26 protein-coding genes are annotated in these 24,392 nt (G+C 44.1%); 18 read left to right on the forward strand and 8 right to left on the reverse strand.

Annotation, left to right across the window (positions count from 1 at the left end):
* Window positions 1-9 precede the first annotated feature (9 nt).
* Entirely contained in the window at window positions 10-765 is a 756-nt protein-coding gene (locus tag ACS72_RS02590; protein WP_048881138.1) for a biotin--[acetyl-CoA-carboxylase] ligase, read from the reverse strand.
* Window positions 766-792: 27 nt separating this feature from the next.
* Here ACS72_RS02590 and ACS72_RS02595 point away from each other — a divergent pair, with 27 nt between their 5' ends.
* From ACS72_RS02595 to bfr, 7 genes are all read left to right on the forward strand, one after another.
* A complete protein-coding gene (locus ACS72_RS02595) occupies window positions 793-1,602 on the forward strand; it encodes a sulfite exporter TauE/SafE family protein (protein ID WP_048881139.1) in 810 nt (269 codons plus the stop codon).
* A gap of 248 nt (window positions 1,603-1,850) precedes the next feature.
* Complete coding sequence (locus ACS72_RS02600; RefSeq protein ID WP_048881140.1) at window positions 1,851-2,546, forward strand: GntR family transcriptional regulator; 696 nt, start codon at window positions 1,851-1,853, stop codon at window positions 2,544-2,546.
* An 11-nt stretch (window positions 2,547-2,557) separates the two neighbouring features.
* On the forward strand, window positions 2,558-6,010 hold the full coding sequence (gene smc / locus ACS72_RS02605) for a chromosome segregation protein SMC (protein WP_048881141.1): 3,453 nt from the start codon (window positions 2,558-2,560) through the stop codon (window positions 6,008-6,010).
* 1 nt (window position 6,011) lies between these two features.
* Window positions 6,012-6,998, forward strand: coding sequence for a cell division protein ZipA C-terminal FtsZ-binding domain-containing protein (locus ACS72_RS02610; RefSeq protein ID WP_048881142.1), 987 nt, complete (start codon window positions 6,012-6,014; stop codon window positions 6,996-6,998).
* Between the two features lie 94 nt (window positions 6,999-7,092).
* Window positions 7,093-9,120: an NAD-dependent DNA ligase LigA gene (gene ligA, locus ACS72_RS02615; RefSeq protein WP_048881143.1), complete on the forward strand. Its 2,028-nt coding sequence runs from the start codon at window positions 7,093-7,095 to the stop codon at window positions 9,118-9,120.
* A 182-nt stretch (window positions 9,121-9,302) separates the two neighbouring features.
* The gene (gene rlmF, locus ACS72_RS02620; protein ID WP_048881144.1) at window positions 9,303-10,277 is read left to right on the forward strand and encodes a 23S rRNA (adenine(1618)-N(6))-methyltransferase RlmF; all 975 of its coding nucleotides are present in this window, start codon (window positions 9,303-9,305) and stop codon (window positions 10,275-10,277) included.
* 401 nt (window positions 10,278-10,678) lie between these two features.
* The gene (gene bfr, locus ACS72_RS02625; RefSeq protein ID WP_048881145.1) at window positions 10,679-11,143 is read left to right on the forward strand and encodes a bacterioferritin; all 465 of its coding nucleotides are present in this window, start codon (window positions 10,679-10,681) and stop codon (window positions 11,141-11,143) included.
* Window positions 11,144-11,741: 598 nt separating this feature from the next.
* Here the strand turns inward: bfr and rluB are convergent.
* From rluB to ACS72_RS02645, 3 genes are read right to left on the reverse strand one after another with little or no spacing between them, the layout of a single operon-like run.
* Window positions 11,742-12,785 (reverse strand): 23S rRNA pseudouridine(2605) synthase RluB, encoded by a 1,044-nt coding sequence (rluB, locus tag ACS72_RS02635; RefSeq protein ID WP_081405817.1) that lies wholly within the window; start codon window positions 12,783-12,785, stop codon window positions 11,742-11,744.
* A gap of 41 nt (window positions 12,786-12,826) precedes the next feature.
* A complete protein-coding gene (gene scpB, locus ACS72_RS02640) occupies window positions 12,827-13,417 on the reverse strand; it encodes an SMC-Scp complex subunit ScpB (RefSeq protein WP_048881146.1) in 591 nt (196 codons plus the stop codon).
* Window positions 13,414-14,208, reverse strand: a complete 795-nt coding sequence (locus tag ACS72_RS02645) for a ScpA family protein (RefSeq protein ID WP_048881147.1) — start codon at window positions 14,206-14,208, stop codon at window positions 13,414-13,416. The genes scpB and ACS72_RS02645 overlap by 4 nt, the downstream gene beginning before the upstream one ends.
* A 412-nt stretch (window positions 14,209-14,620) precedes the next feature.
* On the opposite strand from ACS72_RS02645, the gene ACS72_RS02650 reads away from it, so the two are divergent.
* From ACS72_RS02650 to ACS72_RS18605, 3 genes are read left to right on the forward strand one after another with little or no spacing between them, the layout of a single operon-like run.
* Window positions 14,621-15,235 (forward strand): hypothetical protein, encoded by a 615-nt coding sequence (locus ACS72_RS02650; RefSeq protein ID WP_228156215.1) that lies wholly within the window; start codon window positions 14,621-14,623, stop codon window positions 15,233-15,235.
* Window positions 15,236-15,239: 4 nt separating this feature from the next.
* Window positions 15,240-15,509, forward strand: a complete 270-nt coding sequence (locus ACS72_RS18600) for a hypothetical protein (RefSeq protein WP_228156216.1) — start codon at window positions 15,240-15,242, stop codon at window positions 15,507-15,509.
* A gap of 12 nt (window positions 15,510-15,521) precedes the next feature.
* On the forward strand, window positions 15,522-15,701 hold the full coding sequence (locus ACS72_RS18605) for a hypothetical protein (RefSeq protein ID WP_228156217.1): 180 nt from the start codon (window positions 15,522-15,524) through the stop codon (window positions 15,699-15,701).
* A 13-nt stretch (window positions 15,702-15,714) separates the two neighbouring features.
* Here the strand turns inward: ACS72_RS18605 and ACS72_RS18970 are convergent, their stop codons facing one another.
* The 3 genes from ACS72_RS18970 to ACS72_RS02670 all read right to left on the reverse strand — a co-directional run bounded on the left by ACS72_RS18970 (window position 15,715) and on the right by ACS72_RS02670 (window position 17,384).
* The gene (locus tag ACS72_RS18970) at window positions 15,715-15,981 is read right to left on the reverse strand and encodes a hypothetical protein (RefSeq protein ID WP_005221073.1); all 267 of its coding nucleotides are present in this window, start codon (window positions 15,979-15,981) and stop codon (window positions 15,715-15,717) included.
* 36 nt (window positions 15,982-16,017) lie between these two features.
* Complete coding sequence (locus ACS72_RS02665; RefSeq protein ID WP_048881148.1) at window positions 16,018-16,635, reverse strand: L-threonylcarbamoyladenylate synthase; 618 nt, start codon at window positions 16,633-16,635, stop codon at window positions 16,018-16,020.
* 86 nt (window positions 16,636-16,721) lie between these two features.
* On the reverse strand, window positions 16,722-17,384 hold the full coding sequence (locus ACS72_RS02670) for an elongation factor P hydroxylase (protein ID WP_008304414.1): 663 nt from the start codon (window positions 17,382-17,384) through the stop codon (window positions 16,722-16,724).
* Window positions 17,385-17,483: 99 nt separating this feature from the next.
* On the opposite strand from ACS72_RS02670, the gene ACS72_RS02675 reads away from it, so the two are divergent.
* The 6 genes from ACS72_RS02675 (at window position 17,484) to lysM (ending at window position 21,268) form a co-directional block, all read left to right on the forward strand.
* Window positions 17,484-18,041, forward strand: a complete 558-nt coding sequence (locus ACS72_RS02675; protein WP_004811191.1) for a DUF177 domain-containing protein — start codon at window positions 17,484-17,486, stop codon at window positions 18,039-18,041.
* Between the two features lie 77 nt (window positions 18,042-18,118).
* Window positions 18,119-18,301: a 50S ribosomal protein L32 gene (gene rpmF / locus ACS72_RS02680; RefSeq protein WP_004279227.1), complete on the forward strand. Its 183-nt coding sequence runs from the start codon at window positions 18,119-18,121 to the stop codon at window positions 18,299-18,301.
* Window positions 18,302-18,535: 234 nt separating this feature from the next.
* Window positions 18,536-19,522, forward strand: a complete 987-nt coding sequence (gene fabD, locus ACS72_RS02685) for an ACP S-malonyltransferase (RefSeq protein ID WP_048881149.1) — start codon at window positions 18,536-18,538, stop codon at window positions 19,520-19,522.
* Window positions 19,519-20,253, forward strand: a complete 735-nt coding sequence (fabG, locus tag ACS72_RS02690; RefSeq protein ID WP_048881150.1) for a 3-oxoacyl-ACP reductase FabG — start codon at window positions 19,519-19,521, stop codon at window positions 20,251-20,253. Before fabD ends, fabG begins: the two co-directional genes overlap by 4 nt.
* 86 nt (window positions 20,254-20,339) lie before the next feature.
* A complete protein-coding gene (gene acpP / locus ACS72_RS02695) occupies window positions 20,340-20,576 on the forward strand; it encodes an acyl carrier protein (RefSeq protein WP_004646101.1) in 237 nt (78 codons plus the stop codon).
* Window positions 20,577-20,761: 185 nt separating this feature from the next.
* Window positions 20,762-21,268, forward strand: a complete 507-nt coding sequence (gene lysM, locus ACS72_RS02700; protein WP_048881151.1) for a peptidoglycan-binding protein LysM — start codon at window positions 20,762-20,764, stop codon at window positions 21,266-21,268.
* Window positions 21,269-21,349: 81 nt separating this feature from the next.
* On the opposite strand, the gene ACS72_RS02705 is transcribed toward lysM, so the two are convergent.
* Window positions 21,350-21,817, reverse strand: coding sequence for an Lrp/AsnC ligand binding domain-containing protein (locus ACS72_RS02705; protein ID WP_008304432.1), 468 nt, complete (start codon window positions 21,815-21,817; stop codon window positions 21,350-21,352).
* Between the two features lie 139 nt (window positions 21,818-21,956).
* Between ACS72_RS02705 and ACS72_RS02710 the strand changes: the two genes are divergently transcribed.
* The gene (locus tag ACS72_RS02710; RefSeq protein WP_008304434.1) at window positions 21,957-23,216 is read left to right on the forward strand and encodes a D-amino acid dehydrogenase; all 1,260 of its coding nucleotides are present in this window, start codon (window positions 21,957-21,959) and stop codon (window positions 23,214-23,216) included.
* Between the two features lie 23 nt (window positions 23,217-23,239).
* A complete protein-coding gene (alr, locus tag ACS72_RS02715) occupies window positions 23,240-24,373 on the forward strand; it encodes an alanine racemase (protein ID WP_008304437.1) in 1,134 nt (377 codons plus the stop codon).
* Window positions 24,374-24,392: the final 19 nt, after the last annotated feature.

The following is a 24,392-nucleotide window of genomic DNA, read 5'->3' on the forward strand; positions in this document are numbered from 1 at the left end:
GATCTTGCCTTAGCTACCAGTCTTTAAACGTAATTGCCCTTGATAAAAGGTCTGAATACCAGATCCAGTCTTAATCTGCACCGCGCCATCTTCCTGAATGCCGGCAAAGATGCCTGCATATTGTCCTTGTAGGTCAGTAAATTCCACCTGTTGTTGAATGAAAGCTGCATGATGGTTAAAGCGTGCTGCCAGATTATGGCTGCCATGATTAAACCATTGACCTGCCTGTTGAATGGCCTGATAGAGTTCAGCAATCAGCTGGTTGCGTGTCACTGTAGCTAGGCCCAGTTCAGAAAGGGAAGTGATCGGCTGATCCAATTTTTCTGCTTCAATCGGTGCCAGGTTAATTCCAACACCGACCACTGCCTGATGGGTAGAGAGCGGCTCTACCAGAATGCCGCCCCATTTGGCATTCTGACTATATAAATCATTTGGCCATTTCACTTGCAGATCAAGCTTTTGCAAGCTAGGCATTTGCAGAATATTGAGTGCAACTTCAAGCGCGAGACGACCATCAATCGGTATCTCTGTATTCAGCAATGTGCTTAAATAGATATTACCTTCCGGAGAAATCCATTGGCGTTGACGTTGGCCCCGGCCCTGAGTTTGGGCACGACTGCTGACCAATACCTGTCGAATGCCTTTTTGAGCGAGATCCCGAACATCGTCATTGGTCGAAGTGGTGACGGGTTTCAGCAACAGGACTTCAGGCAGTTGTCCTGCATCTTTAAGCAGTTGCTGCAGTTCGCGAGTTTCTACATCCATCTGAATTTAAACGTGGTAAATGTCGTTATGGAGTTAATCATATATTTGTTGATTGGTGCAATTGCTGGTTTCACCGCAGGCCTGTTTGGAGTCGGTGGTGGCCTGATTATTGTGCCAATTCTGTACATTGTATTTACCCAGCTCCAGTACGATCCAAGTGTCATCATTCACATGGCAGTGGGAACCTCTTTGGCGACGATTATTGTGACCTCAATTAGTTCGGTCATGGCACATCATCTCAAAGGTGCAGTACTTTGGCCTGTTTTCCGCAATCTGGCACCTGGTTTGGTCATTGGATCGTTTCTCGGTGCAGGCATTGCAGACTATTTACCGGGTCAAGGCCTGCAGCTTCTGATCGGTTTCTTTGCAGTATGGGTAGCTTTGCGAATGTTTAGCCGTGCCAATATCAAGATTGATCCAGCAAGCACACTACCTTCTACGCCAAAACAAATGGCGACTGGGGCTGGAATTGGTATTGCCTCTGCAATCTTTGGAATTGGGGGTGGCAGTCTGACAGTGCCATTTTTAAACCGGTGTGGCGTAGTGATGCAAAAAGCCGTGGCGACTTCAGCTGCATGTGGACTCCCCATAGCGATTGCTGGCGCACTCGGATTTATGTGGTTTGGTAAGCAGTCGGATGTTACGGTACCGAATACCATTGGCTATATTCATATATATGCTTTTATCGGTATCAGTATCATGAGTTTCTTTACTGCCAAAGTGGGGGCAAAAGTGGCACATCTATTGTCACCAGTCATGTTGAAGAAATGTTTTGCGGCTTTATTAAGCGTTGTCGGTAGCTATTTTATTTATCAGGGTGTCAGAGCCTTTCTGTAAGGTAATTTATTTAATGCAGATTTCAGAAAAGAGAGTTTAAGTACTCTCTTTTTTTATTTGATCAATATATTTATGCTGATAAACAGAATAAACAACCGCTAAGCTGGTTTATATAGAGGCTGGTTGGCTGCATAGACAAAATATTGTCTGACAATGTCAAAGCATTCCTTTAATAAAATAGGTTAAATAAATGAAAAGTCATTCAGCATGACAAGAACTGCATCAATAAAAATAAAGACAGGATGGCCATGCACGAGGAAAAAGCAAACAGCTTGTCTGAGCAGATCGCCAGGCATATCAGTGAACAGATTATTCGTGGTGAGCTTGTGGAAGGTGAGCGGATCCAGGAACTGAGAATTGCATCAGAACTTGATGTCAGTCGTGGTTCTGTACGCGAAGCATTATTATTGCTGGAACGCACCCAGCTCATCGAAATCTACCCGCGCCGCGGTGCCATTGTCTCGGAAATGTCTGCACTGCAAGTTCGTGCCCTGTTTGAAATGTGCTGTCTTCTGCTAGGTCAGATCGTACACCGTATGGCTGAAACCTGGCGCCCGCATGAGGTAGAGCGTGTTCAGCTATTATTAGAACAACTAGAAGCGGAAACCCGCCAAGGTCACACCGAAAAGTTTTATGATTTGATCTTTCAGGGGCTGGCGCAGCAGCAAGACATGGTTGGCAATCCCTATCTGATGCGTTACTACCATGAGCTACTGCCTTCACTGCGGCGCAGTTACTTTTTAACCCTGAATATTTCCAAGCGCGAGTTACAGGAATCTTTTGATCTGTTTAAGCTGGTAACTGATGCAATTCTGAGCCGAAAATCACATCAGGCCACTTTATTTATGGAAGATTTTTGTCGACACTTGCGCAACCTTGTGTTGGAATCACTAACACGGATGAAACAAATTGAACTTGCGTGGGCGAGACGCTCGCGCCGTTAAATCAGGACATTATGCGTTTAAGCAGTTTAAAACTTTCAGGCTTCAAATCTTTTGCCGATAGTACAACTTTACACTTTAAAGATAACCGGACTGCCGTTGTGGGGCCCAATGGTTGTGGCAAGTCTAACGTCATCGATGCAATTCGCTGGGTGATGGGGGAATCGAGTGCGCGCCAGTTACGTGGCGGCAGCATGCAGGACGTCATTTTTACCGGAACTGCGAAGCGTAAACCGGTGGGTGTGGCGAGTGTAGAACTACGCTTTGAAAATACCTATGGAAAACTTGGCGGTGCCTATAATGCCTATAACGAGCTGGCCGTACGCCGTCAGGTCAACCGGGATGGCAAGTCTGAATATTTCCTGAATGGTACCAAATGCCGCCGTCGTGACATCACTGATATTTTCCTGGGTACCGGTCTGGGACCACGTTCCTACGCTATTATCGAACAGGGTATGATTAACCGTCTGGTCGATGCCAAGCCTGAAGAAATGCGGGTTTATATCGAAGAGGCAGCGGGCGTATCGCGCTATCAGGCCCGCCGTCGCGAAACCATGCAGCATCTGGAACATACCACCCAGAATCTGTCTCGCTTAGAAGATATTGCTTCCGAACTCAAGTCCCAACTCAAAACCTTAAAACGCCAGTCCGAAACTGCAATTCAATATAAAGAACTCGAAGGGCAGATCCGTACCCTGAAAATTGAAATACTGTCATTCCAGTGCGAGCAAAGCCAGCGCTTGCAGGAAGAATATACCGTTGAGATGAACACGCTAGGCGACAGCTTCAAGTTAGTACGTTCTGAACTGACCACGGTTGAGCACGATCTGGGAGCAACCAGTGAGCTGTTTCAGCGTCTGATTCAGCAGTCCACCCCATTGCAAAATGAATGGCAACAGGCCGAGAAAAAGCTGGCTGAACTGGAAATAAACCTGAAGCAGAAACAGTCTCTGCTGGAGCAAAACTCAACCAGCCTGGTACAACTAGAACAACAGAAAGCTCAAACCAAAGAACGTTTGCAGTTGATTGAATTACAACTGGATACCCTACAAGAGCAACTAGAAGATCAAACCACACAGTTACAGCAACAGGAAGGTTTAAGTCAGGATCAGCAACAAGGTTTGCAGGAACTGAAATCTCAACAGGCTTCAGTCGCGACCCAATTTGCTCAGATTAAAACTCAAGTCGAACAGCAACAGCAGCGCAAGATGCAGATGCTGGCACAAAGCGAGCAATTAGCTAAAAATATTGTTCGTATCGAGCAGCAAAAAGAAACCTTGCAGCAACAATCAGCTCAGATTCAGAATCAAGCACAGCAAGATGAGCTGGAACAGTATCAGCGGGAGAAAGCTGATACTGAACAACAGCTGATTCGCCTAGAAAGCCATTATGCTGAGCTGAGCCAGCAGCTGGAACAGGTTAAACAGGCACATAGCGAACAACAGCAACGACAGATGCATTTGAAATCTGAATTGCAAGTATTGAATGCAGAAAAGAAAAACCTTTCCCAACTTCTGACGAAAGCTAATCCGGCAGCTAAAGCGGATGCCGTGCAACTGATGCATGTGCTAAAACTGAATGAGCAGGGCAAAGCCCATGCCAGCCTGATCGAGAAATTTCTGGCAAAATGGCTGTCTGCTCAGGTACTTTCGGATTCAGATCATTTTCTGGAAAATACAGCACGTCAACTGAAAGCACAGCAATCGCCTGCTAAAATCCAGCTAGTAAATGTTCAATCGCTGGCGGACTGGATTGAAAAACCACAGTATTCTTTATGGCAGCAGGTCGCCGTAGTGGAAACCCTTCAGCAAGCGCTACAACTACAAAACCAATTGCAGTCGGGTCAATCCATCCTTAGTTTAGATGCTTATCATGTCGGTCCAGACTGGGTGATTGGACTAGAGTTTGATGAAGCTAGCCAGGCAGGTCAAGGCGCACTGAGCCACCGGATTCGTCTGGATGAAATTGAACTACAACTAGCTAAGCTGGAAGAGCAATCCCGCCAAGCTGAACAGCATTTGGCTGAATCAAAAGAACAGCTGACAGCGCTGCAAATTCAGCTACAGCAAATCACCAGTCAACAGCAACAGGCACAGAAGCAGCTGCAACAGCTGGACTTAAATATTGCCAAAGTGCAAAGCGCCGCTCAGGCTTTTGCTGTGCAGAAACAGCAGTTGCAGAACCAGCTCCAGCAGCTAGATGAACAGCTTGAAGAAGATGCAATGCAAAAAGATGATCTAGAAATTGATCTGCATGCATTAAACCTAAAACTGGAACAGGCTTTACCGAATTATAAGACCTTGCAATTCCAGCTGGATGAACTGACTACGCAACTGGAAGATTGCCAGCAGCAAACCCACAATGCTCAGCAGGAACTGGAAATTACTCGTCGTCAATCGGTTCAGTCCAAACAGCAAGTCGAATTGCTAGAAAAAGACCGGGTATTCCTGAAAGAGCAATACCAGCAAATTATTAGCCAGATTGAACAGGCCAAGAAATTTATTGATCCGGTACAGTTAGAACTGCCGCATCTGGAAAGCCAGTTTAACCAGCAGGTGGAATTGACAGGGAAACTGCAAAAAACCTGGTCGGAATGGCAGGTCGAGCTGAATCAGGTACAAAATAAACAACAGCGGCTCACTGAACAGCGTCATCAGTTCCAGCAGCAGGATGAAATGTTGCGGAATACACTGGAACAGAAACGCCTGGCCTGGCAGGCAGCTAAATCTGATCTGCAACACTATTCTGAGCAGCTAAAAGAATTGAATAGTGAAGTCATTACTGGTCTGAATATCGAAGTCAAAGTACATCAGGTCAAGCTGGAAAAAGCCCAATCGCAGTTCGACAAGCTCGGAGCGGTGAATCTTGCAGCATCTGAAGAATATGAAGAGGTTTCAAAACGCTATAATGAGTTGAGCCATCAGATTCAGGATCTGGAAAATACCGTCGAGCAGCTGCAGGCGGCCATGAAGAGCATCGATCAGGAAACGCGCAAGCTGTTTATGCATACTTTTGATCAGGTCAATGCTGAATTGCAAAACCTGTTCCCGAAAGTATTTAATGGCGGCGAAGCGAGCTTAAGTCTTGAAGACGGATGGCAATCAGGTGTAAAACTGATGGCACGACCACCGGGTAAGCGTAACAGTTCATTGGCTTTATTGTCTGGTGGCGAAAAAGCATTAACAGCATTGGCTTTGGTGTTTGCGATTTTCCGTCTCAATCCAGCGCCATTCTGTGTGCTCGATGAAGTCGATGCACCATTGGATGATGCGAACGTGGGGCGTTTTTGTAATTTAGTCAAAGAGCTTTCAGAACAAGTGCAATTTATTTACATCACACATAATAAGCTTGCAATGATGATGGCAACAGACCTCTTGGGTGTGACCATGCCTGAACCGGGCACATCAAAACTGGTTACAGTGAATTTGGAACAGGCAAAAGAATACGGCTTAGCTGCGGAGGCATAAAATGGAAATCACTACTATTCTCGGGATTGTTGTAGCAGTCGTGATTATGCTCTTGGGCATTCGAATGATCATGAAAAAACCTGCTGATGCAGCACCATCATTGGATTCGGAATTACATATTGATCCGGACAGTCAGACACCGGTTATTCCGCGTCATGTGCGTGCCCAGCTGTCAGCACAGGAGGCAGAGGCGCAACGTGTTGAACCGAGCCTGAATGCGGAAACTGTTGAAAGCACAGCACCTGCAACAGAACCAAAAGAAGCAGCAAAAGTAGAGCCGACATTGACGGAAACAGCCAAGCCTGTAGCACAATCTGCAAGCCCGCTGGATACGCCAATCGTTCAAGAGGTTGAAACAGAAGTCGCAAAAGCTGAAGTAAAAGAATCATCTGCTGAAGAAGTTAAGGCTGAAAATGCTGCTACAGAGGAAGCCAAACCTGCTGAATTTAGTCTGAACAGTAATATTGAAAAAGCTGAAATTTCAGACTTTGAAGATGAAAGCAGTATTCTCGATGCGCATCTGCATGAACAGAAAGTCGTGGATGATGAGTGTGCATTGGCGAATGCAGAAATGATTATTTCGCTGAGCGTCATTCCACAAGGTCGTGTATTGTCTGGTGAAAAAACGCTAAAAGTTCTGCTGAAGTACGGCCTACGCTATGGTGAGCTGGCTTGTTTCCATCGCTACAGCGAAGATGGTTCTAAACTGCTATTCTCGGTATTGCAGATCACGGATACAGGTATGGAAGGTTTTGATCTGGAAACTTTGTCAACTGAAGAAGTAAAAGGTCTGGCATTCTTCCTGGCACTGCCGCACAGTGATGTACAAAATGCTTTTGATACCATGGACAGTATTTCACGTCTGATTGCCCGTGAAGTAGACGGTATTGTCTATGATCAGAACCAGCAGGAGTTTACACCGCAGCTGCGTGAGTTCTGGCGTCATCAGGCCATCGATTACCGTGCAGGGCAGCCAGCAGAAGTCTAAGTTTCTGTATTGAAACTGGACATTTCGATTTTTATAATAGCCAAAACTGAAGAATATACAGGGCGGGTTTTCCGCCCTTTTTTATGGTGAAACTATGACCCAGGAAACCACTGTCGTTGCGCAAATGCGCCAGCTGATTCAACTGATTGCCAAGCATAATCATGCCTATTATGTGATGGATCAGCCGACGATTGAGGACAGTGAATATGATCAGCTTTTTCATCAGCTCAAAGCCCTTGAAGAACAATATCCAGCATTGGTGCAGCCGGATACACCGACTAACCGTGTCGGTGGTCAGCCTTTAGCAAAATTCGTGACTGTAACGCATGCCGTACCGATGCTGTCTTTAGGCAACGTATTTAATAAAGAAGATTTATTTGCCTTTGCCCGTCGTATTGAAGAACGCTTGCCGAACCAGAAAATTGAATATGATGTCGAGCTGAAATTTGACGGTCTGGCCATTTCCCTGTGGTATGAACATGGTGTATTGGTACGTGGTGTAACCCGTGGTGATGGTGAAACTGGGGAAGACATTACCCAGAATGTAAAAACTATCCGCAACCTGCCAAAATTATTATGTGAAGGTCACTGCAAGGTGCCTGACCTGCTGGAAGTACGCGGTGAAGTCTTGATGCCGAAATCCGGTTTTGAAAAGCTGAATGCGGCGAACTTGGCCAAAGGTGAAAAGACTTTTGCCAATCCACGCAATGCCGCCGCAGGTAGTTTACGTCAGCTGGACCCAAATATTGCTGCTTCACGTCCACTCGCATTCTATGCCTATGGTATTGCGCAGTGTGTGCCGCATCATGGACAGACCACGATGTCAGCCAGTCTGGAATGGTTACAGCACTTTGGTTTCGCCGTGGGTGAACGCCATTTCATCTGCGATAGCATTGAAGACGTACAGCAAGTCTATGAGCAGATCAATAAGGAACGTCCAAACCTCAGTGTTGAGATTGATGGCATGGTGATCAAGGTCAATGACCTGAAACAGCAGCAGCAATTAGGCTTTTTAAGTCGTGAACCACGCTGGGCAACGGCTTATAAATTTCCTGCGGTTGCAGCACTGACGACAGTTGAAAATATTGACTGGCAGGTGGGTCGTACCGGGACTTTGACTCCTGTCGCACGCTTGAATCCCGTCGCAGTTGGTGGCGTAACAGTTTCCAATGTGACCTTGCATAACATTGGGGAAATTCACCGTCTGGATGTCCGGATCGGGGATACGGTCAGCGTTTACCGTAGTGGGGACGTCATTCCTAAAGTTGAAAAAGTCTGGCCAGAATTCCGTCCGATTGATGCAGTTGAAGTACATCTGCCAGAAAACTGTCCGGTGTGTGGTTCCCCTGTAGTGATGCCAGAAGGTGAAGCACTGGCACGCTGTTCAGGTGAGTTGTATTGTGCAGCACAGCGTATTGAAACCATCCGTCACTTTGTGTCACGTAAGGCGATGGATATCGAAGGCTTGGGCGATCGTTGGGTAGAATCTCTATTACACCTGAACCTGCTGAAAGATGTGGCCGATATCTATCACCTGCATGAACATCGTGATCAGCTGCTACAGATTGAAAAAATGGGCGAGAAATCTGTTCAGAACTTGATTGATTCTATCGAAAACAGTAAGAAAACGACATTGGCTGCTTTCATTTATGCATTAGGTATTCGTGGTGTCGGTGAAACCACAGCACGTATGCTGGCCAATACTTTCCAGACGCTGGATGCTTTACGTCGTGCTGATCTTGATGCGCTAAAGAAAACCCCAGATGTCGGTGATATTACGGCTGAATGGATTCTGGATTTCTTCCAGGCACCGCATAACCTGGAAGTACTGGATCGTCTATTGGCAGCGGGTATTCACTGGGATGCACCAATTGCGCCAACACGTCAGCCTTTGAATGGCGAAAGCTGGGTGGTAACTGGAACTTTAAGCTCTATGGGGCGTGATGAAGCAACTCAATTGCTGCAAGCTTTAGGCGCACGTGTGAGTGGCAGTGTGTCGAGTAAAACCAAATGTGTGGTTGCAGGTGAGAAAGCTGGTTCGAAGCTGGATAAGGCAGAAAAGCTCGGCGTGCCAGTATTAAATGAAGAACAGTTTATTGCCTTAATGAAAGAGCATGGTTAACTTCCTGCTTAATCGATCTTAAGCATGAATTAAAAAAGACATCCTCGGATGTCTTTTTTAATGGCTTGATTGGGTTGGGCTCGTCATTATGAACTGAATTCACGTACAATATTGATCTATTGACAGGTATTGAGCCTGTCTCATCAGATGATTCTGTTCTCCCGTTGATGATTGGCATACACATGGCGCAAGCAAAGAAAACTTTTCCGCAACAAAAATCGGAATTACATGTACGAAATCTGCATCGCAGTCGTTACGATTTCCCTCAGTTAATGAAGACTTGTCCGGAACTTACGCCTTTTGTTAGCCTAAATAAATATAATGATCTTTCAGTCGATTTTTCTGATCCACACGCTGTGAAAATGCTCAATAAAGCATTGCTCAAGCACTTTTATGACATTCAATATTGGGATATTCCTCAAGATTTTCTCTGTCCGCCTATTCCGGGTAGAGCCGACTATATTCACTATCTGGCTGACTTGTTAAGTGCCAATCATCAAGGTCAGATTCCAACAGGACCTGCAGTTCAAGTCTTAGATATTGGGGTTGGTGCGAACTGTATTTATCCAATCATTGGTCATCGTAGCTATGGTTGGAAATTTGTCGGCTCAGACATTCATTCTGCATCCGTTAAAAGTGCTCAATTTATTGTCGAGGCGAATCCAAATCTACATAAAGGGATTCAGATTCGATTGCAGAAGAACTCAAGCAATATTTTCAACGGTGTGATTAAACCTACAGACCGTTTTGATTTGACGATGTGTAACCCACCATTTCATGCCTCGCAAGATGAAGCAAATGCCACAGCAACACAAAAATTAAGAAAACTCGGCAAGCCGGCTGATGGGACAAAGGTGGTGTTAAACTTTGGTGGTCAAAAAAATGAACTCTGGTGTGACGGTGGTGAAGAACGCTTTGTCTGCCAAATGGTACAAGAGAGCATGCAGTTTGCTGAGCAATGTCTTTGGTTTAGCACACTCGTTTCTAAGAAAACCACATTGCCTGTGCTTTTAAATGCATTGCGTAAGAGCGGAGCAGTAGATGTGAAAACCATTAAAATGACGCAGGGGCAAAAAGAAAGTCGTTTTGTCGCTTGGACTTTTTTAGATTCAAAGCAACAACAAGCATGGAGAAATGCACGTTGGACTTCAGCTTAAGCTTATTTTCGCTGAGGATGAGTGAGCTTGTCGGTGCATGACGAAGATTTGGCTTGTTTATAGCAATGAATAAGCTCAATTTTGCTTATATGATAACCTGATGCCGATGCACTCAGCGTTTCTGATTTGATACGCATGCAGTTCAATGAATATAGGCCACAATGATTTTGAATCTAGTTACAAAAAACCAATACATTATAAAAGTACTTTGATCTTGTTCATCTAAGCTGAGTACTGAGTGCAAGGTATTGTTTTATAAATGGGAATTTATTCAACTAAAACTGTAAATGAAAGTACTTCTCATTTTAATTATTTAAAAATCATATATTTACGTAAATTTTATTTTGCAAATCCAGATGATTTTCTCCATAATAACTCCATAAAGGTAGGGAGTTATAAAAATGCGTGGTAATCCAGAAGTCGTAGATTATTTGAATATGTTGATCGGTGGCGAACTGGCTGCTCGCGACCAATACCTGATCCACTCTCGTATGTACGAAGATTGGGGCCTGACCAAAATCTTTGAACGTATTGATCATGAAATGCAGGAAGAAGCACAGCATGCGGATGCGATTATTCGCCGTGTTCTGTTCCTGGAAGGTACACCGAACATGACCCGCGATGAGGTAGAAATCGGTGAAGATGTGGTGAGCTGTCTGAAAGCTGACCTGAAACTGGAATATGAAGTTCGTCAAAAACTGGCAACAGGCGTGAAACTGTGTGAAGAGAAGGGTGACTACGTGACGCGTGACATGTTACGTCAGCAAATGTCAGATACAGAAGAGGATCATACTTACTGGCTTGAAAAGCAACTACGTTTAATTGAGCTGATTGGTCTGCAAAATTATATTCAGTCCCAGATGTAAGATTTGCAAAATCCCGCCAGTTGAGCGGGATTTTTTAACATCGAATTTTCAAGGATTTTAATAACATGTGTATGGTTTTTTGATCCTCAGCTGAAAACTCACTCATGTTAATATTAAATTCTTGCTGATCAGTTTTAAGTTTAAATAGATGAATGTCGGGGTTGTGTGGTGGAATTAAAATATACTGAATTTTAGTACGGGCATTCAGTGGAAAGATTTGACCGATTTTCATATAACCCAAAGACCAATAAATTTGATCTGCATCTATCTCCAGTTTCTTGAACTTGCTGAGTCCATAAAGTGCTAAATAGGCCATCATTATGATCAAGGTGATAATACTGATGTAGTGATCAGTATATTGAGCAGGTTGATAAAAAACAGCCGAGAACCACTGACTTAGTATTGCAAGCTTAAAGTTCCAGTCCTGATCAGTGATTCGCAGATAATAGCTGAATTGAAAAAGCAGATAACTTATCAAGATATAAGTTAAGAATAGAAAGGGATGTAATGAGCTTTGACAGTAGAAGGATCTTTTCATATTGTTATTTTTAGAGCTAAAAAAACCAGGCAACTGCCTGGTTTTTATCTTAGCTAAGGCTTAGAACTTGTTAAAGCCTTTGTTCACGCCATAAGGACGACGTGATGTGTTTTCATCACGTTCTTCACGTCGGCCAAAACCTGATTCAGGACGATTGTCACGGCGTACAAACTGAGTACCATTCTGGTTTTCACGACGACCAAAGCCCTGATCATCGCGACGTTCACGGTTGTTGTATTGTGGCTGCTGCTCATCGGTATCACGGCGTTGCTGACGCAGGTAACCACCACGGCGCGCTGCCATTGGTTTTTCCTGCATACGTTCGTTACGACGTTTCGCCATGCCGAATAAGCCGGTACCTTGACGCGGTTTCAGCTCAACTGATTTGGTCAGGTTGTCGATATCCTGTTTATCCAGCTCGATCCAGCGACCTGTACGAAGTTCACGTGGCAGAATCACGGTACCGTAACGGGTACGTAATAAACGGCTGACTTTCAGGCCTTGTGATTCAAAGATACGACGAACCTCACGGTTACGACCTTCTTTCACGACAACTTGATACCAACGGTTAATCCCGTCACCACCCAGTTCAGAGAATGATTCAAACTTCGCAGGACCATCATCTAGCACCACGCCTTTGAGCATGTTGTTTTTCAGTTGTGGAGTCACTTCACCCATGACACGAACCGCATATTCACGTTCGATTTCATTGGATGGGTGCATTAAACGATTCGCCAGTTCACCGTCATTTGTGAACAGTAACAGACCGGTCGAGTTAATATCGAGACGGCCGACCATGACCCAGCGATCGCCTTGAATTGATGGCAGGTTGTCAAATACTGTTGGACGCTGTTCAGGATCGTTACGTGAACAGATTTCACCTTCTGGCTTATAGTAAATCAGTACACGACGACGGATTTCGTCTTCAATCTGGAACTGCACTTTACGACCATCGATGCGAAGCTCATCACCTGGTTCGATACGCTCACCCACTTGGGCAACTTGCCCATTCACACTTACACGACCAGCGGCAATGACTTCTTCCATATAACGGCGAGAACCCAAACCAACACGTGCAAGCACCTTTTGCAATTTTTCACTCATGACAGCATAACCTTAGAAATAATTATCAACAGTTCACCTATTTATGACTTCGGTGCATTTGCATCGAGGGTCATAAAAGCTTCCTTGGCATCCTGCAGGGGAGGCAATTGGCCTAAACTGGTTAAGCCAAACGCATTTAAAAATTGTGGCGTTGTCACTAACAACGCAGGTCTTCCAGGGAGTTCACGAAAACCAGATTCTTTAATCCAGTTCCAGTCAAACAGCGAACGCAAAATCTGACTGTTATTTGTGACACCACGAATTTGTTCTATATCTGCCCGAGTCACCGGCTGGTGATAGGCAATTACGGCCAAAGTTTCAAGTAATGAAGGAGACAAGCGCGCTGGTCGCTCGGGCCATGTCTGAGCAATAATATTACGATACTTCGCACGTACTTGAAAACGGAAACCTTGAGCAGTTTCAATCAGTTCAATTGAGCGGCCATGCATCAGCATAGATAGTTGCTGTAGGTACTGACGTAATTCCTGCTTGGTATATCGATCCTGAAAAGCTTCTTTTAGACGTCCCAGAGACACCGCTGAATCACTCGCAAAGATAATCGCTTCCAGCTGCATTAGAACATCATGCAGATTATCTTCCGCTGTAAGGATTGAGCTATGGTCAATGGTCATAAAGGTGCTCCCTGAATTGCGAGCGGGGCTTCAACGCCTGTAGCAATAATCTGAATTTTTTGTTGACGTGTCAGTTCCAGAACCGCCATAAAGGTGACGACCATGCCCATCCGGCCTTGGCTTGGTTTGAGTAAATCTGCAAAAGAAAGCACTTCACCAGTTTCCAGGCAGCTTTCAATATAGGCAATGCGTTCTTCAAGTAGAACCGGTTCCTGTTGCACCTGATGAATCACCGGCTCAGGACGGTTAAAGATACACAGCAGGGCATCACGCAGCAGATCGATATTGTGGCCTTCATTCGGTTGAATGAACTCGCCCAGACTGACATTGGTCTCAAACGTATCACGTTCAAGCACACTCATTTGGTTCAGACGTTCTGCGGCCTGTTTAATGCGTAAATAATTTTCCAGACGATCGATCAATTCCTGTTTCGGATCTTGTTCCGTCGCAGAAATACTTTTGGGTTTTGGAAGAAGTAAGCGGGATTTGAGGTCCGCTAATAATGCCGCCATTACCATATAGTCTGCGGTCAGCTCAATATTGAGTGACTTCATCGCATCCATATAGGACAAGTATTGGGCAGCAATCGGCGCAATGTCGACTTGCAGCAAGTCAAAGCCATTTTTTTGGATCAGGTAAATTAAAAAGTCGAGCGGGCCTTCGAAATGCTCTAACAGGATTTCAAACGCTGAAGGAGGAATGTAAAGATCCTCAGGAATCGTCTCCTGCCATTCATCCAGTACACGGATGTGTGGAGTAGGTTCCATCATATTATGGATGCTTTGATTCATATACAGTTGTTGGCCACGCGAATTTTCAAAGGCATGAAGGCTGATTCTTCGATCTCACATCGAAAGAAAAAGCATGTAAAAAGTTGATCTTAGTGTACTCGAAAAATACCTCTAAATAAATTGGATATGGAGTTAGATACAAAAAAACAGTAGCTTTTACGGCTATTCTTCGGTTTTTGATCATCTCAAATACAGGGATGCCTTTCTGAATTAAGGGTTCAGAGAAATAAGGTTAAGCTCCAGTTGAGTTTGCAACCCTTAAGATCGATCATGAGCAATGACAAATATTAAAAATTAGATCAGGAAAAATCATTCTTTAGCAGTAATTAAAAAGTAAAAGTTTTAAAAATAAACCTTAAAAACAGATATCTATCGTTCAAAAAGTATTCTAATATCTCAGAAAAATATACTGATGAATAAAACAACTAAAAACAGGACGGGTGATCAATATGCCTATTATGCTGGTACTTATTGCCGTGATTGGCTTGGGGTATTTTGGGGTTATCCCAAATATGAAATGATGCAACTTGAAGACCAAACACGTCAGCAGCTTCAATCAGGTAGATTTGCCGATTTAGAAGCGAAGTATCAACCCATACTTCAAAGAGAAAAGGTAGAGCTTACGATTCTGGATCAGTATCCAAATATTCGCTTTTATACATGCTGGCTTGAAAATGAAAATAAAAAACTTTCTGTAAAGAGTGAACAGAATGTGAAAAACATAGCCTGTGATTCTGTTGAGGCTTTTCAAAACTTTGATTACAAGTCTCGAACTGCAGTCTTAAATGTGATTGAAGAAGATCAAATTGTTTTTCATATGAATGTCAAAAATAAATTTGGTACAGACATGATGCAACATCAGCAAAAGCTGTTGGATTGTCCAAGTTTTTTTACAAGTGAGAGCATTAAAAGCTGGGGAAGAATATATCCCACCACCTCAAAAAAATACCCCAGTAGACATGGTTGCACTTGCTGCATCGGTTTCGGAAGAGGCTGCGCAACCTTTAAGTTAAAATCCTACGGATAAAAATATGAATATAAAATTTGTTGTTGTTGGCCTTTTAGTGATTGCCGGACTATTTTTCGGAACTGAAAAGTATTGGGAGCATAAGTTTCAACAGCAGGCACGAGATAATCTAAAACAGGTACACATGGATGCACAGACTCAACAGCGACTGGAAAATAGTGGTCTGCCCATCTCTGGAGATATACTGAATCAGTATCCGAATATTATTACCTATATGAAACTCACCACTTTCACGGATAATCAATTACCGACAGAAATCCAAAGCCATGTATGACAACTTGGTTGTATGCAGGTTGACCAGTTACAAGGTCAAGAGCCAGATTTGGTAAAAGCCTATATAGCGGTTCTTGAAGAAGATCAGGTTTCATCCAGCTATACCATTCAAAATAAATTTGGCAAGGCTGTGTTTGAGCATAAACAGATACTAGCAGATTGCCCGAATTTTATGACTTTGCGTCAGTTATAAATATGTTGTGGTCCTACTGCTTTAACGCATATTCAATTATTCGCTGGCAGGTGTCTGCTAGACAGAGATTATTTGTTGAATAAATGTTCAGCAGTTTTCTTGTCATCGCAACTTCAAGAAAATACTGGTACTCAATATTGTCGATATTCAGACTTAAGACAGGCTTAGAATTCTTTTCGATAGAAATTGCCTTAGATTCTAATGTCCAAGGCCGTTTGACATAGATCAGATGATTGGCAGGAAGTTCATTCAAGTTTAGCAGGAGATAAAACAGATTCACTTTATTTCCTCCTGAAACTGAATTAAAACGTTTTAATTATTCAAAAGCACTTACATCACCGATACCACGGCGAATCACTTCAGGCTGATCACCCGATAAATCCACGATAGAAGTTGTGCTTAATGTACCTAGGCCACTATCAATAAATACATCGATGCGTTTGCCGAGCTGCATTTCAATCTCGTATGGATCATCCATTGGATCAGTCTGATCTGGCAGGATCAGGGTTGAGGTTAATAGGGGTTCACCCAGTTCTTGAAGCAGCATCTTACACACGGGATTGCTGGGGATACGTAAACCGATGGTTTTTTTCTTCGGATGCATTAAACGTTTAGGTACTTCACTGGTGGCTGGCAGAATAAAAGTAGTGACAGCAGGCGTATTATTTTTCAGTAAACGATATACGGCATTGTCCACTTTGGCATAGGTCGCAATGTCCGACAAGTCACAGCAGAAAATGGCATATTGGTGCTTAGGGCCTAGACCACGAATCTGGGCAATGCGCTCCATGGCATTTTTATTTCCGATCTGGCAACCAATTGCATAAGCGGCATCAGTCGGATAAACAATTACATCGCCGGCACGGATACGTTCCACGGCCTGACTGATCAAACGTGGTTGGGGATTATCTGGGTGTACGCGTAAATGCAACATAAACTCTGTCTCCGATCCTGTGCTGACTTTATTATGAGATTGCCTGCGACGGACATGCAATCTCAATAACGATAAATTTGTATAATTTAATCAAGCATTTCACGAATAAATTCGTCGGATTGTAAACTTTTGCCATTCCGTGTACAGGCACAGATACAATCAATAAAACGTTTTGCATCACGCGGTAGTTTGGCTTCACCGCTAAAATAACGCTGTACCTGTGCATAGACATTATCTTTAAAGCTGCTTCCATTGCCGCCTTCACCGGTCAGGTTGTCTAAAGACACGCGAAATTTACGCCCAAAGGCTTTGGCAAACATCCATTCAATCGCCTGGGGCTTGACTTCTACCTGTTCAAATAAAGCTTGCTGTTCCTGGGTGCGGCCATCTGGCGCATACCAGTAGCCCAGATCTGGCAATAGACGACGCTTGTCACCTGCAATGGTCCAGTGGCTGATCTCATGCAGGGCACTATTGAAAAAACCATGCGCAAATTGAATGCGGGCAGGGGTATCTTCAGTAGCCGGGAAATATTCTGGTTCAAAATCACCACGGACTAATGTGACATTTAGGTGGGAAAACCAGTGATTAAAGTGTAAGATGAGCCAATCAACCTGTTCTGCTTCTGACGATACATTCGCCCACGGTAAGCGTTGCACTTGCTGTAGTGAGCTGTCAGAATCCAGAGTTGAAAGTGTGCTAACGAGTGATGAAACATTCACTTCTGTTTGCGGCTGCAACAGATGCATGACTGAAATTACCCAATTGGTCTGTCTAAAAATAAGTACAAAATTGTATCTTAATCTTTGACAGAGTTCTGATGAATTTGTAGAATTGCCGCCTTAATTATGTCAGCAAATACCTTTCCGGCACAGATTGAGCCGTTTAAATGGGCTGAACAGGGCTTTAAATGGTCAGGTCAACTGCCTTTATCCCGCTTTGTTCGTATTGCTCGTGAAGCTGTTGGATCAATTGATGATCAATTGATTAACATAGACTGTAAGCTATCAATGGATGCTTATCATCGCATTGTGTGGCTAGATGGCCATGTTGAAACGAAAGTTCCAATGGAATGCCAGCGTTGTCTGGAAACCGTTGAGATTGAACTCGTTTCAGATTTTCATCTTGCCCTTGTGGATGACGAATCACTGATAGAGCGCTTGGATGAGGATGCTGATTTCATCGTCTTAGGTGAAAGTGAAGCAACGACGAAAGGTTCATATGATGCACCTGCCACCGCTGATTTACTGGCACTCATAGAAGATGAATTGTTATTGTTGATGCCGTTGTCTCCTAAGCATGATGTTTGTGAGCATAAGCACCAACCCGCTCAAGAAGAAGTTGTTGAAGAAAAACGGGACAATCCGTTTGAAGTTTTGGCAGCTTTGAAGGGTAAACTTAACTAATTTTTGTGTTATACTTATACGTATAAGACAATCGAATTTGTTCTGATCCATTTTTTCGATATTTGTAAGGAGCCATCATGGCCGTTCAGCAAAACCGTAAAAGTCGCTCTCGCCGTGACATGCGCCGTTCACATGACGCTTTAACTGAGAATGCATTAACTGTAGACCAAGCTACTGGTGAAACTCATCGTCGTCACCACGTATCTAAAGATGGTATCTACCGTGGTCGTCAATTATTCGCTAAAGCATCTGCTGAATAATTAATGATGTATTAAGCGTCAAGCTTGATAGAAAAAATGGGAGCGTTAAGCTCCCTTTTTTTTGTCTGTCACTTTTAGGCGCTTTAATAAAGTCGGGCTTTTTGTTGTATTTGGCAATTACCCCAGCCAAAATTACGTGCTAAATTGCGCTCCACAATGAGTTAGGTGGTATTTAGCTGTTAATTTTCATCAATTCTGTGAAGATTAGCGCCTCTTAATTGAAAGGATTTTATTATGTCTGCTAAACAACTCGAGCAAGCAGCTCAGGCAACCAAAACTGCATTTGTATTCCCAGGTCAGGGATCGCAGAAGGCGGGCATGCTCGCTGAACTGGCTGAGCAGTTTAGTAGTGTAGGTGACACATTTGCCGAGGCATCTGAAGCAGTAGGCTTCGATCTGTGGCAGATTGCACAAAGTGGTGAAGGTCTGAATCAGACTGAATTTACTCAACCGGTCCTTCTGACTGCATCGATTGCATTATGGCGTGTATGGCTGGAACTGGGTGGTGTTGCACCAAAGTATCTGGCTGGCCATTCTTTAGGTGAATACAGTGCGCTGGTTGCATCTGGTGCGTTAAGCCTGGGTGATGCAGTGAAACTGGTCAACCTGCGCGGTAAGCTGATGCAAGATGCAGTCCCACAAGGTGTCGGTGCAATGGCGGCAATTCTAGGGCTGGAAGATGCTCAGGTGGTTGAACTTTGTGCACAGGCAACAGCAGCCGGTGAAGGTTCGGTTGAAGCAGCCAACTACAATGCCAAAGGTCAAGTTGTTGTTGCAGGGAACAAAGATCGTGTTGATGCGGTGATTGAGCTGGCAAAAGAAAATGGCGCTAAAGCGATCGCATTGCCCGTATCTGTTCCATCCCACTGTTCACTGATGAAACCTGCCGCTGAACAGTTTGCTACGGCTTTGGAACAAACTGCCATTGAGCTACCACGTATTCCTGTAATACAAAATGTGGGCGCAGAAATTGCAACAGATGTGAATGCATTACGTCAGGCACTGACTGCGCAATTGTATGAATCTGTACAGTGGACCAAAACCCTGCAGTTCCTTCAAGACGAAGGTATTGCATATATCGTGGAATGCGGTCCGGGGAATGTACTTGCCAATATGGCAAAACGTTTACCAAATATCGAAAAAGCACTTCCACTGGATACTCAATCCCGTCTGGAAGATGCATTAAACACCGTATTGGTGGCAGAAGGGAAAATTGCATGACACAGGAACGTAAAGTTGCCTTGGTGACAGGTGCAAGCCGTGGCATTGGTGCTGCAATTGCACAACAACTCATTCAGGATGGCTACTTTGTAGTAGGAACTGCCACTTCTGAAGCTGGTGCTGAGAAATTATCTGCACAGTTTGCTGAAAATGGCGCAGGTAAAGTCCTTGATGTGCGTGATGGCGCAGCCATTGATGCACTGGTGACTGAAATTGAACAGAACTATGGTCCAGTTCTTGCGTTAGTGAACAATGCTGGTATTACCAAAGATAACCTGTTGCTGCGTATGTCAGAAGATGACTGGGATGATATCCTGAACGTTCATCTGAAAGCCGTTTATCGACTTTCCAAGCGTGTCCTGAAAGGCATGACCAAGGCACGTTTCGGTCGTATCATTAACATCAGTTCTGTAGTGGCGCATTTTGCTAACCCGGGTCAGGCGAACTATTCTGCTGCCAAAGCAGGGATCGAAGCGTTTAGCCGCAGTCTTGCAAAAGAAATGGGTAGCCGTCAAATTACGGTAAACTCTGTGGCACCAGGCTTTATTGCCACTGAGATGACTGAACAGTTAAGTGAAGAAATTCGCAAGAAAATGAGTGATCAAGTGGCATTGAACCGTCTCGGTGATCCACAAGATATCGCAAATGCCGTAAGTTTCTTAGCTTCTGACAAGGCAAGTTACATTACAGGTACTGTAATTCACGTGAATGGTGGTTTATACATGAGCTAAGGGGCTTAAGTATAAACTTTCCAAATTTTTTAGATTCAATTAAACTAACGGCATTAAAAACGCCACAAGCAATGAGGAGAATTCCTGTGAGCGATATCGAACAACGCGTTAAGCAAGCGGTTGCAGAACAACTTGGTATCAAAATCGAAGAGATTAAAAACGAAGCATCTTTCATGGATGACTTGGGTGCTGACTCTCTAGACCTAGTTGAACTGGTAATGTCTTTCGAAAATGACTTCGACATCACAATTCCTGATGAAGATTCTAACGAAATCACAACTGTTCAATCTGCGATCGACTACGTTTCTAAAAAACTTGGTTAATCGTTGATTCTTAGCTCTGCTAAGCCTAAAGACCACCGCAAGGTGGTTTTTTTGTGCCTGTGTTTTTCTTAATGGTAACTTACATTCATTAACAGGAAGCTTACCAATGATTAACTTCTGCTTAGGTGAATTCCGCTATAAACAATAGGGAGATAAAAATCCAGACAACAATAAGGGAGTCTTCCATGGGTATTTTTGATTTTGTAAAAGGTATTGGTAAGAAAAATACCGCAGCGGCAGAACCGCAACAGACACCTGCTGCACAACAAGCACCTGCGGCTGCGCCTAAAGCAGCTCCGGCAGAGCCATCGGCACAAGAAATTGCCAACAAGTTATTGGGTCATGTTAAAAGTTTAGGGTTGCCAATTAAAGGTTTGTCAATTAGCTATAACTCTACTTCTGATCTGGCAACTGTGCGTGGGCAGGTACAAAATCAGACCGATCGTGAAAAAATTATTCTCGCGGTAGGAAATATTGATCATGTGGCCAAAGTGGATGACCAGCTTACGGTGAGCAGCCCTGAACCAGAAAGTAAATTTTACACGGTAAAATCAGGCGACAGTTTGTCAAAAATTTCTAAAGAATTTTATGGCGATGCCAATCAATACAACAAGATTTTTGAAGCCAATCGTCCATTATTAAAAGATGCTGATGATATTTTCCCGGGTCAGGTGCTACGTATTCCTGATTAATATTTTTAAACTTTCAGATTTTTCAGATTAATGGCAAAGCTCCTTTTGGGAGCTTTGTTGTTATTGTGGATAACTAGAGTATTAAATACCGACATCCAGATATAGCGTCTCTTTTACTTCCTCCATCACCACATAACTGTGTGAAGAGGCGGAAGAGGGTAGTTTCTTTAATAGATCGCCCAGCAGGCGGCGATAAGCACTCATCTCTTTCAGGCGCGCTTTGACCAGATAATCAAAATCTCCAGAAATCAAATGGCATTCCAGTACTTCAGGAATTTCACTCAGGTCTCGTGCGACCTGTTCAAATACATCACCGGATTTGGCTGAAAGTTTGATTTCAAGAAAGACCAGTAAATTGCGTTCCAGCTTTTCTGGATTGAGTCGGGCGTAATAGCCCATGATAATGCCATCGCGTTCCAGTCGCTTCACACGCTCAGAGCACGGGGTGGTGGATAGGTTCACCCGAGCTGCCAGCTCGCTAATGGCAATCCGGCCATCGCGTTGCAGGATGTCTAGAATCATGCGATCAATACGGTCAAATTTGCGCATTCATTATTCCCTTAATTTTTTAAAATCACGCGAGAAATCTAGTGGATTCACTGAATATATTACTTTAAAACAGTGAAATTCACTATTGATCCAAAAATATACTAGTTAAATCAACTAGAAGGATTTTGAGGGTAAGGCAATGCGTGTTTTGGTCTTAGGTAGTGGTGTAATTGGTGTGGCAAGTGCCTATTATCTGGCACAGCAGGGTGCAGAAGTTACTGTACTTGACCGTCAGACTGGCCCTGCTGAAGAAACCAGTTTTGGTAATGCAGGCCAAATCTCTCCAGGTTACTCGACACCGTGGGCAGCACCTGGCATTCCATTCAAAGCAGTGAAATGGATGTTTCAGCATCACGCACCCTTGGCGATTAATTTAGATGGCAGCATGTGGCAGTTGAACTGGATGGCGCAAATGCTGAAAAACTGTAATCCAGCCAGCTATGCCATTAATAAAGAACGTATGACCCGTGTGGCTGAATATAGCCGTGACTGTTTACGTGAATTGCGTAAAGAAACCGGGATCAGCTATGAGCATCGTTCCAAAGGTACTTTACAGGTATTTCGTAATGAAGCCCAGTTGGATATGGTGCAACGTGATATCGCTGTATTGCAAGAGTGTGGTGTGCCGCATGAATTATTACTGGGAGCTGATTTGGCAAAAGTTGAACCTGCCTTGGCACACGCTCAAGATAAACTGGTCGGTGGCTTACATTTACCCAATGATGAAACCGGTGATTGCTATCTATTTACCAACGCCTTAGCCAATGTTGCCAAAGAATTGGGAGTACAGTTCAAGTTTAACCAGAATGTGGAACATCTGCTAACTGAGGGCAATGAAATTAAAGGTGTTGTCGTCAATGGTCAGGTATTCACTGCGGACAAATACGTGCTGGCATTTGGTAGTTATTCACGTGATTTCTTGAAACCGTTGCATCTGGATTTACCAGTTTATCCAGTAAAAGGCTATTCACTCACGATTCCAATCGTTGATGCCAATTTTGCGCCGCAATCTACGGTGCTGGATGAGACCTATAAGATTGCCATCACTCGCTTTGACCAGCGCATCCGCGTGGGTGGTATGGCTGAGCTAAGTGGCTTTAACCACAACTTAAAAGATAATCGACGTGCCACTTTGGAAATGGTCACTCAGGAATTGTTCCCGGGTGGTAATTTGGCTGAAGCCAGCTTCTGGACGGGGTTACGTCCAATGACACCAGACAGTACGCCAATTATTGGAAAAACCCGTTTTAAAAACCTGTTCCTGAATACCGGACATGGCACTTTGGGTTGGACCATGGCCTGTGGTTCGGGCAAGTTAATCAGCGATATTGTGCTGGATCATAAAACCGAGATTAGCACGGAAGGGCTGTCACTCGGACGCTATTCACACGCGGCTTAAATTACTGTTTCAAGGAAGAATCTATGCCACGTCCAATTCAAGCTGTAGTGCATTTAGATGCATTGCAGCATAATCTGAATATTGCTAAAGCTTCTGCTCCAAATGCTGAAGTGTATGCTGTGGTCAAAGCCAATGCCTATGGTCATGGCATTGAACGGGTTTATGCGGCATTTCAGTCTGCAGACGGTTTTGCTTTTCTGGATATTGAAGAAGGTAAGCGGCTACGTGCACTGGGATGCAAAAAACCGCTGCTGTTGCTCGAGGGTGTTTTTACGCTAGCGGATTTATTTGCATGTGCAAAGCATGACATGAGCTTTGCTATTCATTCCCGGCATCAAGTGCAATGGCTGAAACAGTTTGCGGAAATAGCACCGGATGCACAGTTTGATGTGTTCTTGAAAATGAACAGCGGCATGAATCGTTTAGGTTTTCAGTCGCATGAATATGCAGATGTTTGGCAACAGTTAAGCCAATTTGAAAATGTGCGCTCAATGACGCATATGACCCATTTTTCCGATGCGGATGGCCAGCGTTTTGGATTGGATGGCATTGAGCATCAAAACCTGATTTTTAGCCAGACCATTCAGGGGCTTGAGGCTAAAACCTCTCTCAGTAATAGTGCGGCCATTCTACGCCATCATCAAAGCTTGCATTCCGATATTGTACGTAGCGGCATCATGCTCTATGGCAGTTCACCAGATTATCCAAGCCATAGTATTCAAGACTGGAATCTCCAACCAAGTATGAGCTTACGCAGTGAAATCATTGCCATTCAAGATATTCAGGCTGGGCAAAGTGTCGGTTATGGGTCCAACTTTGTTGCGGAGCAGGCGATGCGAATTGGTGTTGTGGCTTGTGGTTACGCGGATGGTTATCAGCGTATTAGCCAGACCGGTACACCAGTGCTGGTAGATGGCGTCAGAACCCAGACGATTGGCCGGGTCAGTATGGATATGCTGACAGTTGATCTGACTGAACTTCCTCAAACGAACATTGGTAGTGAAGTAGTGCTCTGGGGGCGGTCGACCCACGGCACAGTGCTGCCCATTGAGGAAGTTGCAGCAGGATCAGGAACAGTGGGCTATGAGTTGATGTGCGGCATTACCGCCCGTGTGCCAGTACAGCTTGAAACCGGAAATTCAATATTGACCCATTAACGGAAAAAATGGAGAGGAA

The sequence above is a fragment of the Acinetobacter sp. VT 511 genome, assembly GCF_001077515.1.
GTDB classification, from domain to species: Bacteria; Pseudomonadota; Gammaproteobacteria; order Pseudomonadales; family Moraxellaceae; genus Acinetobacter; species Acinetobacter schindleri.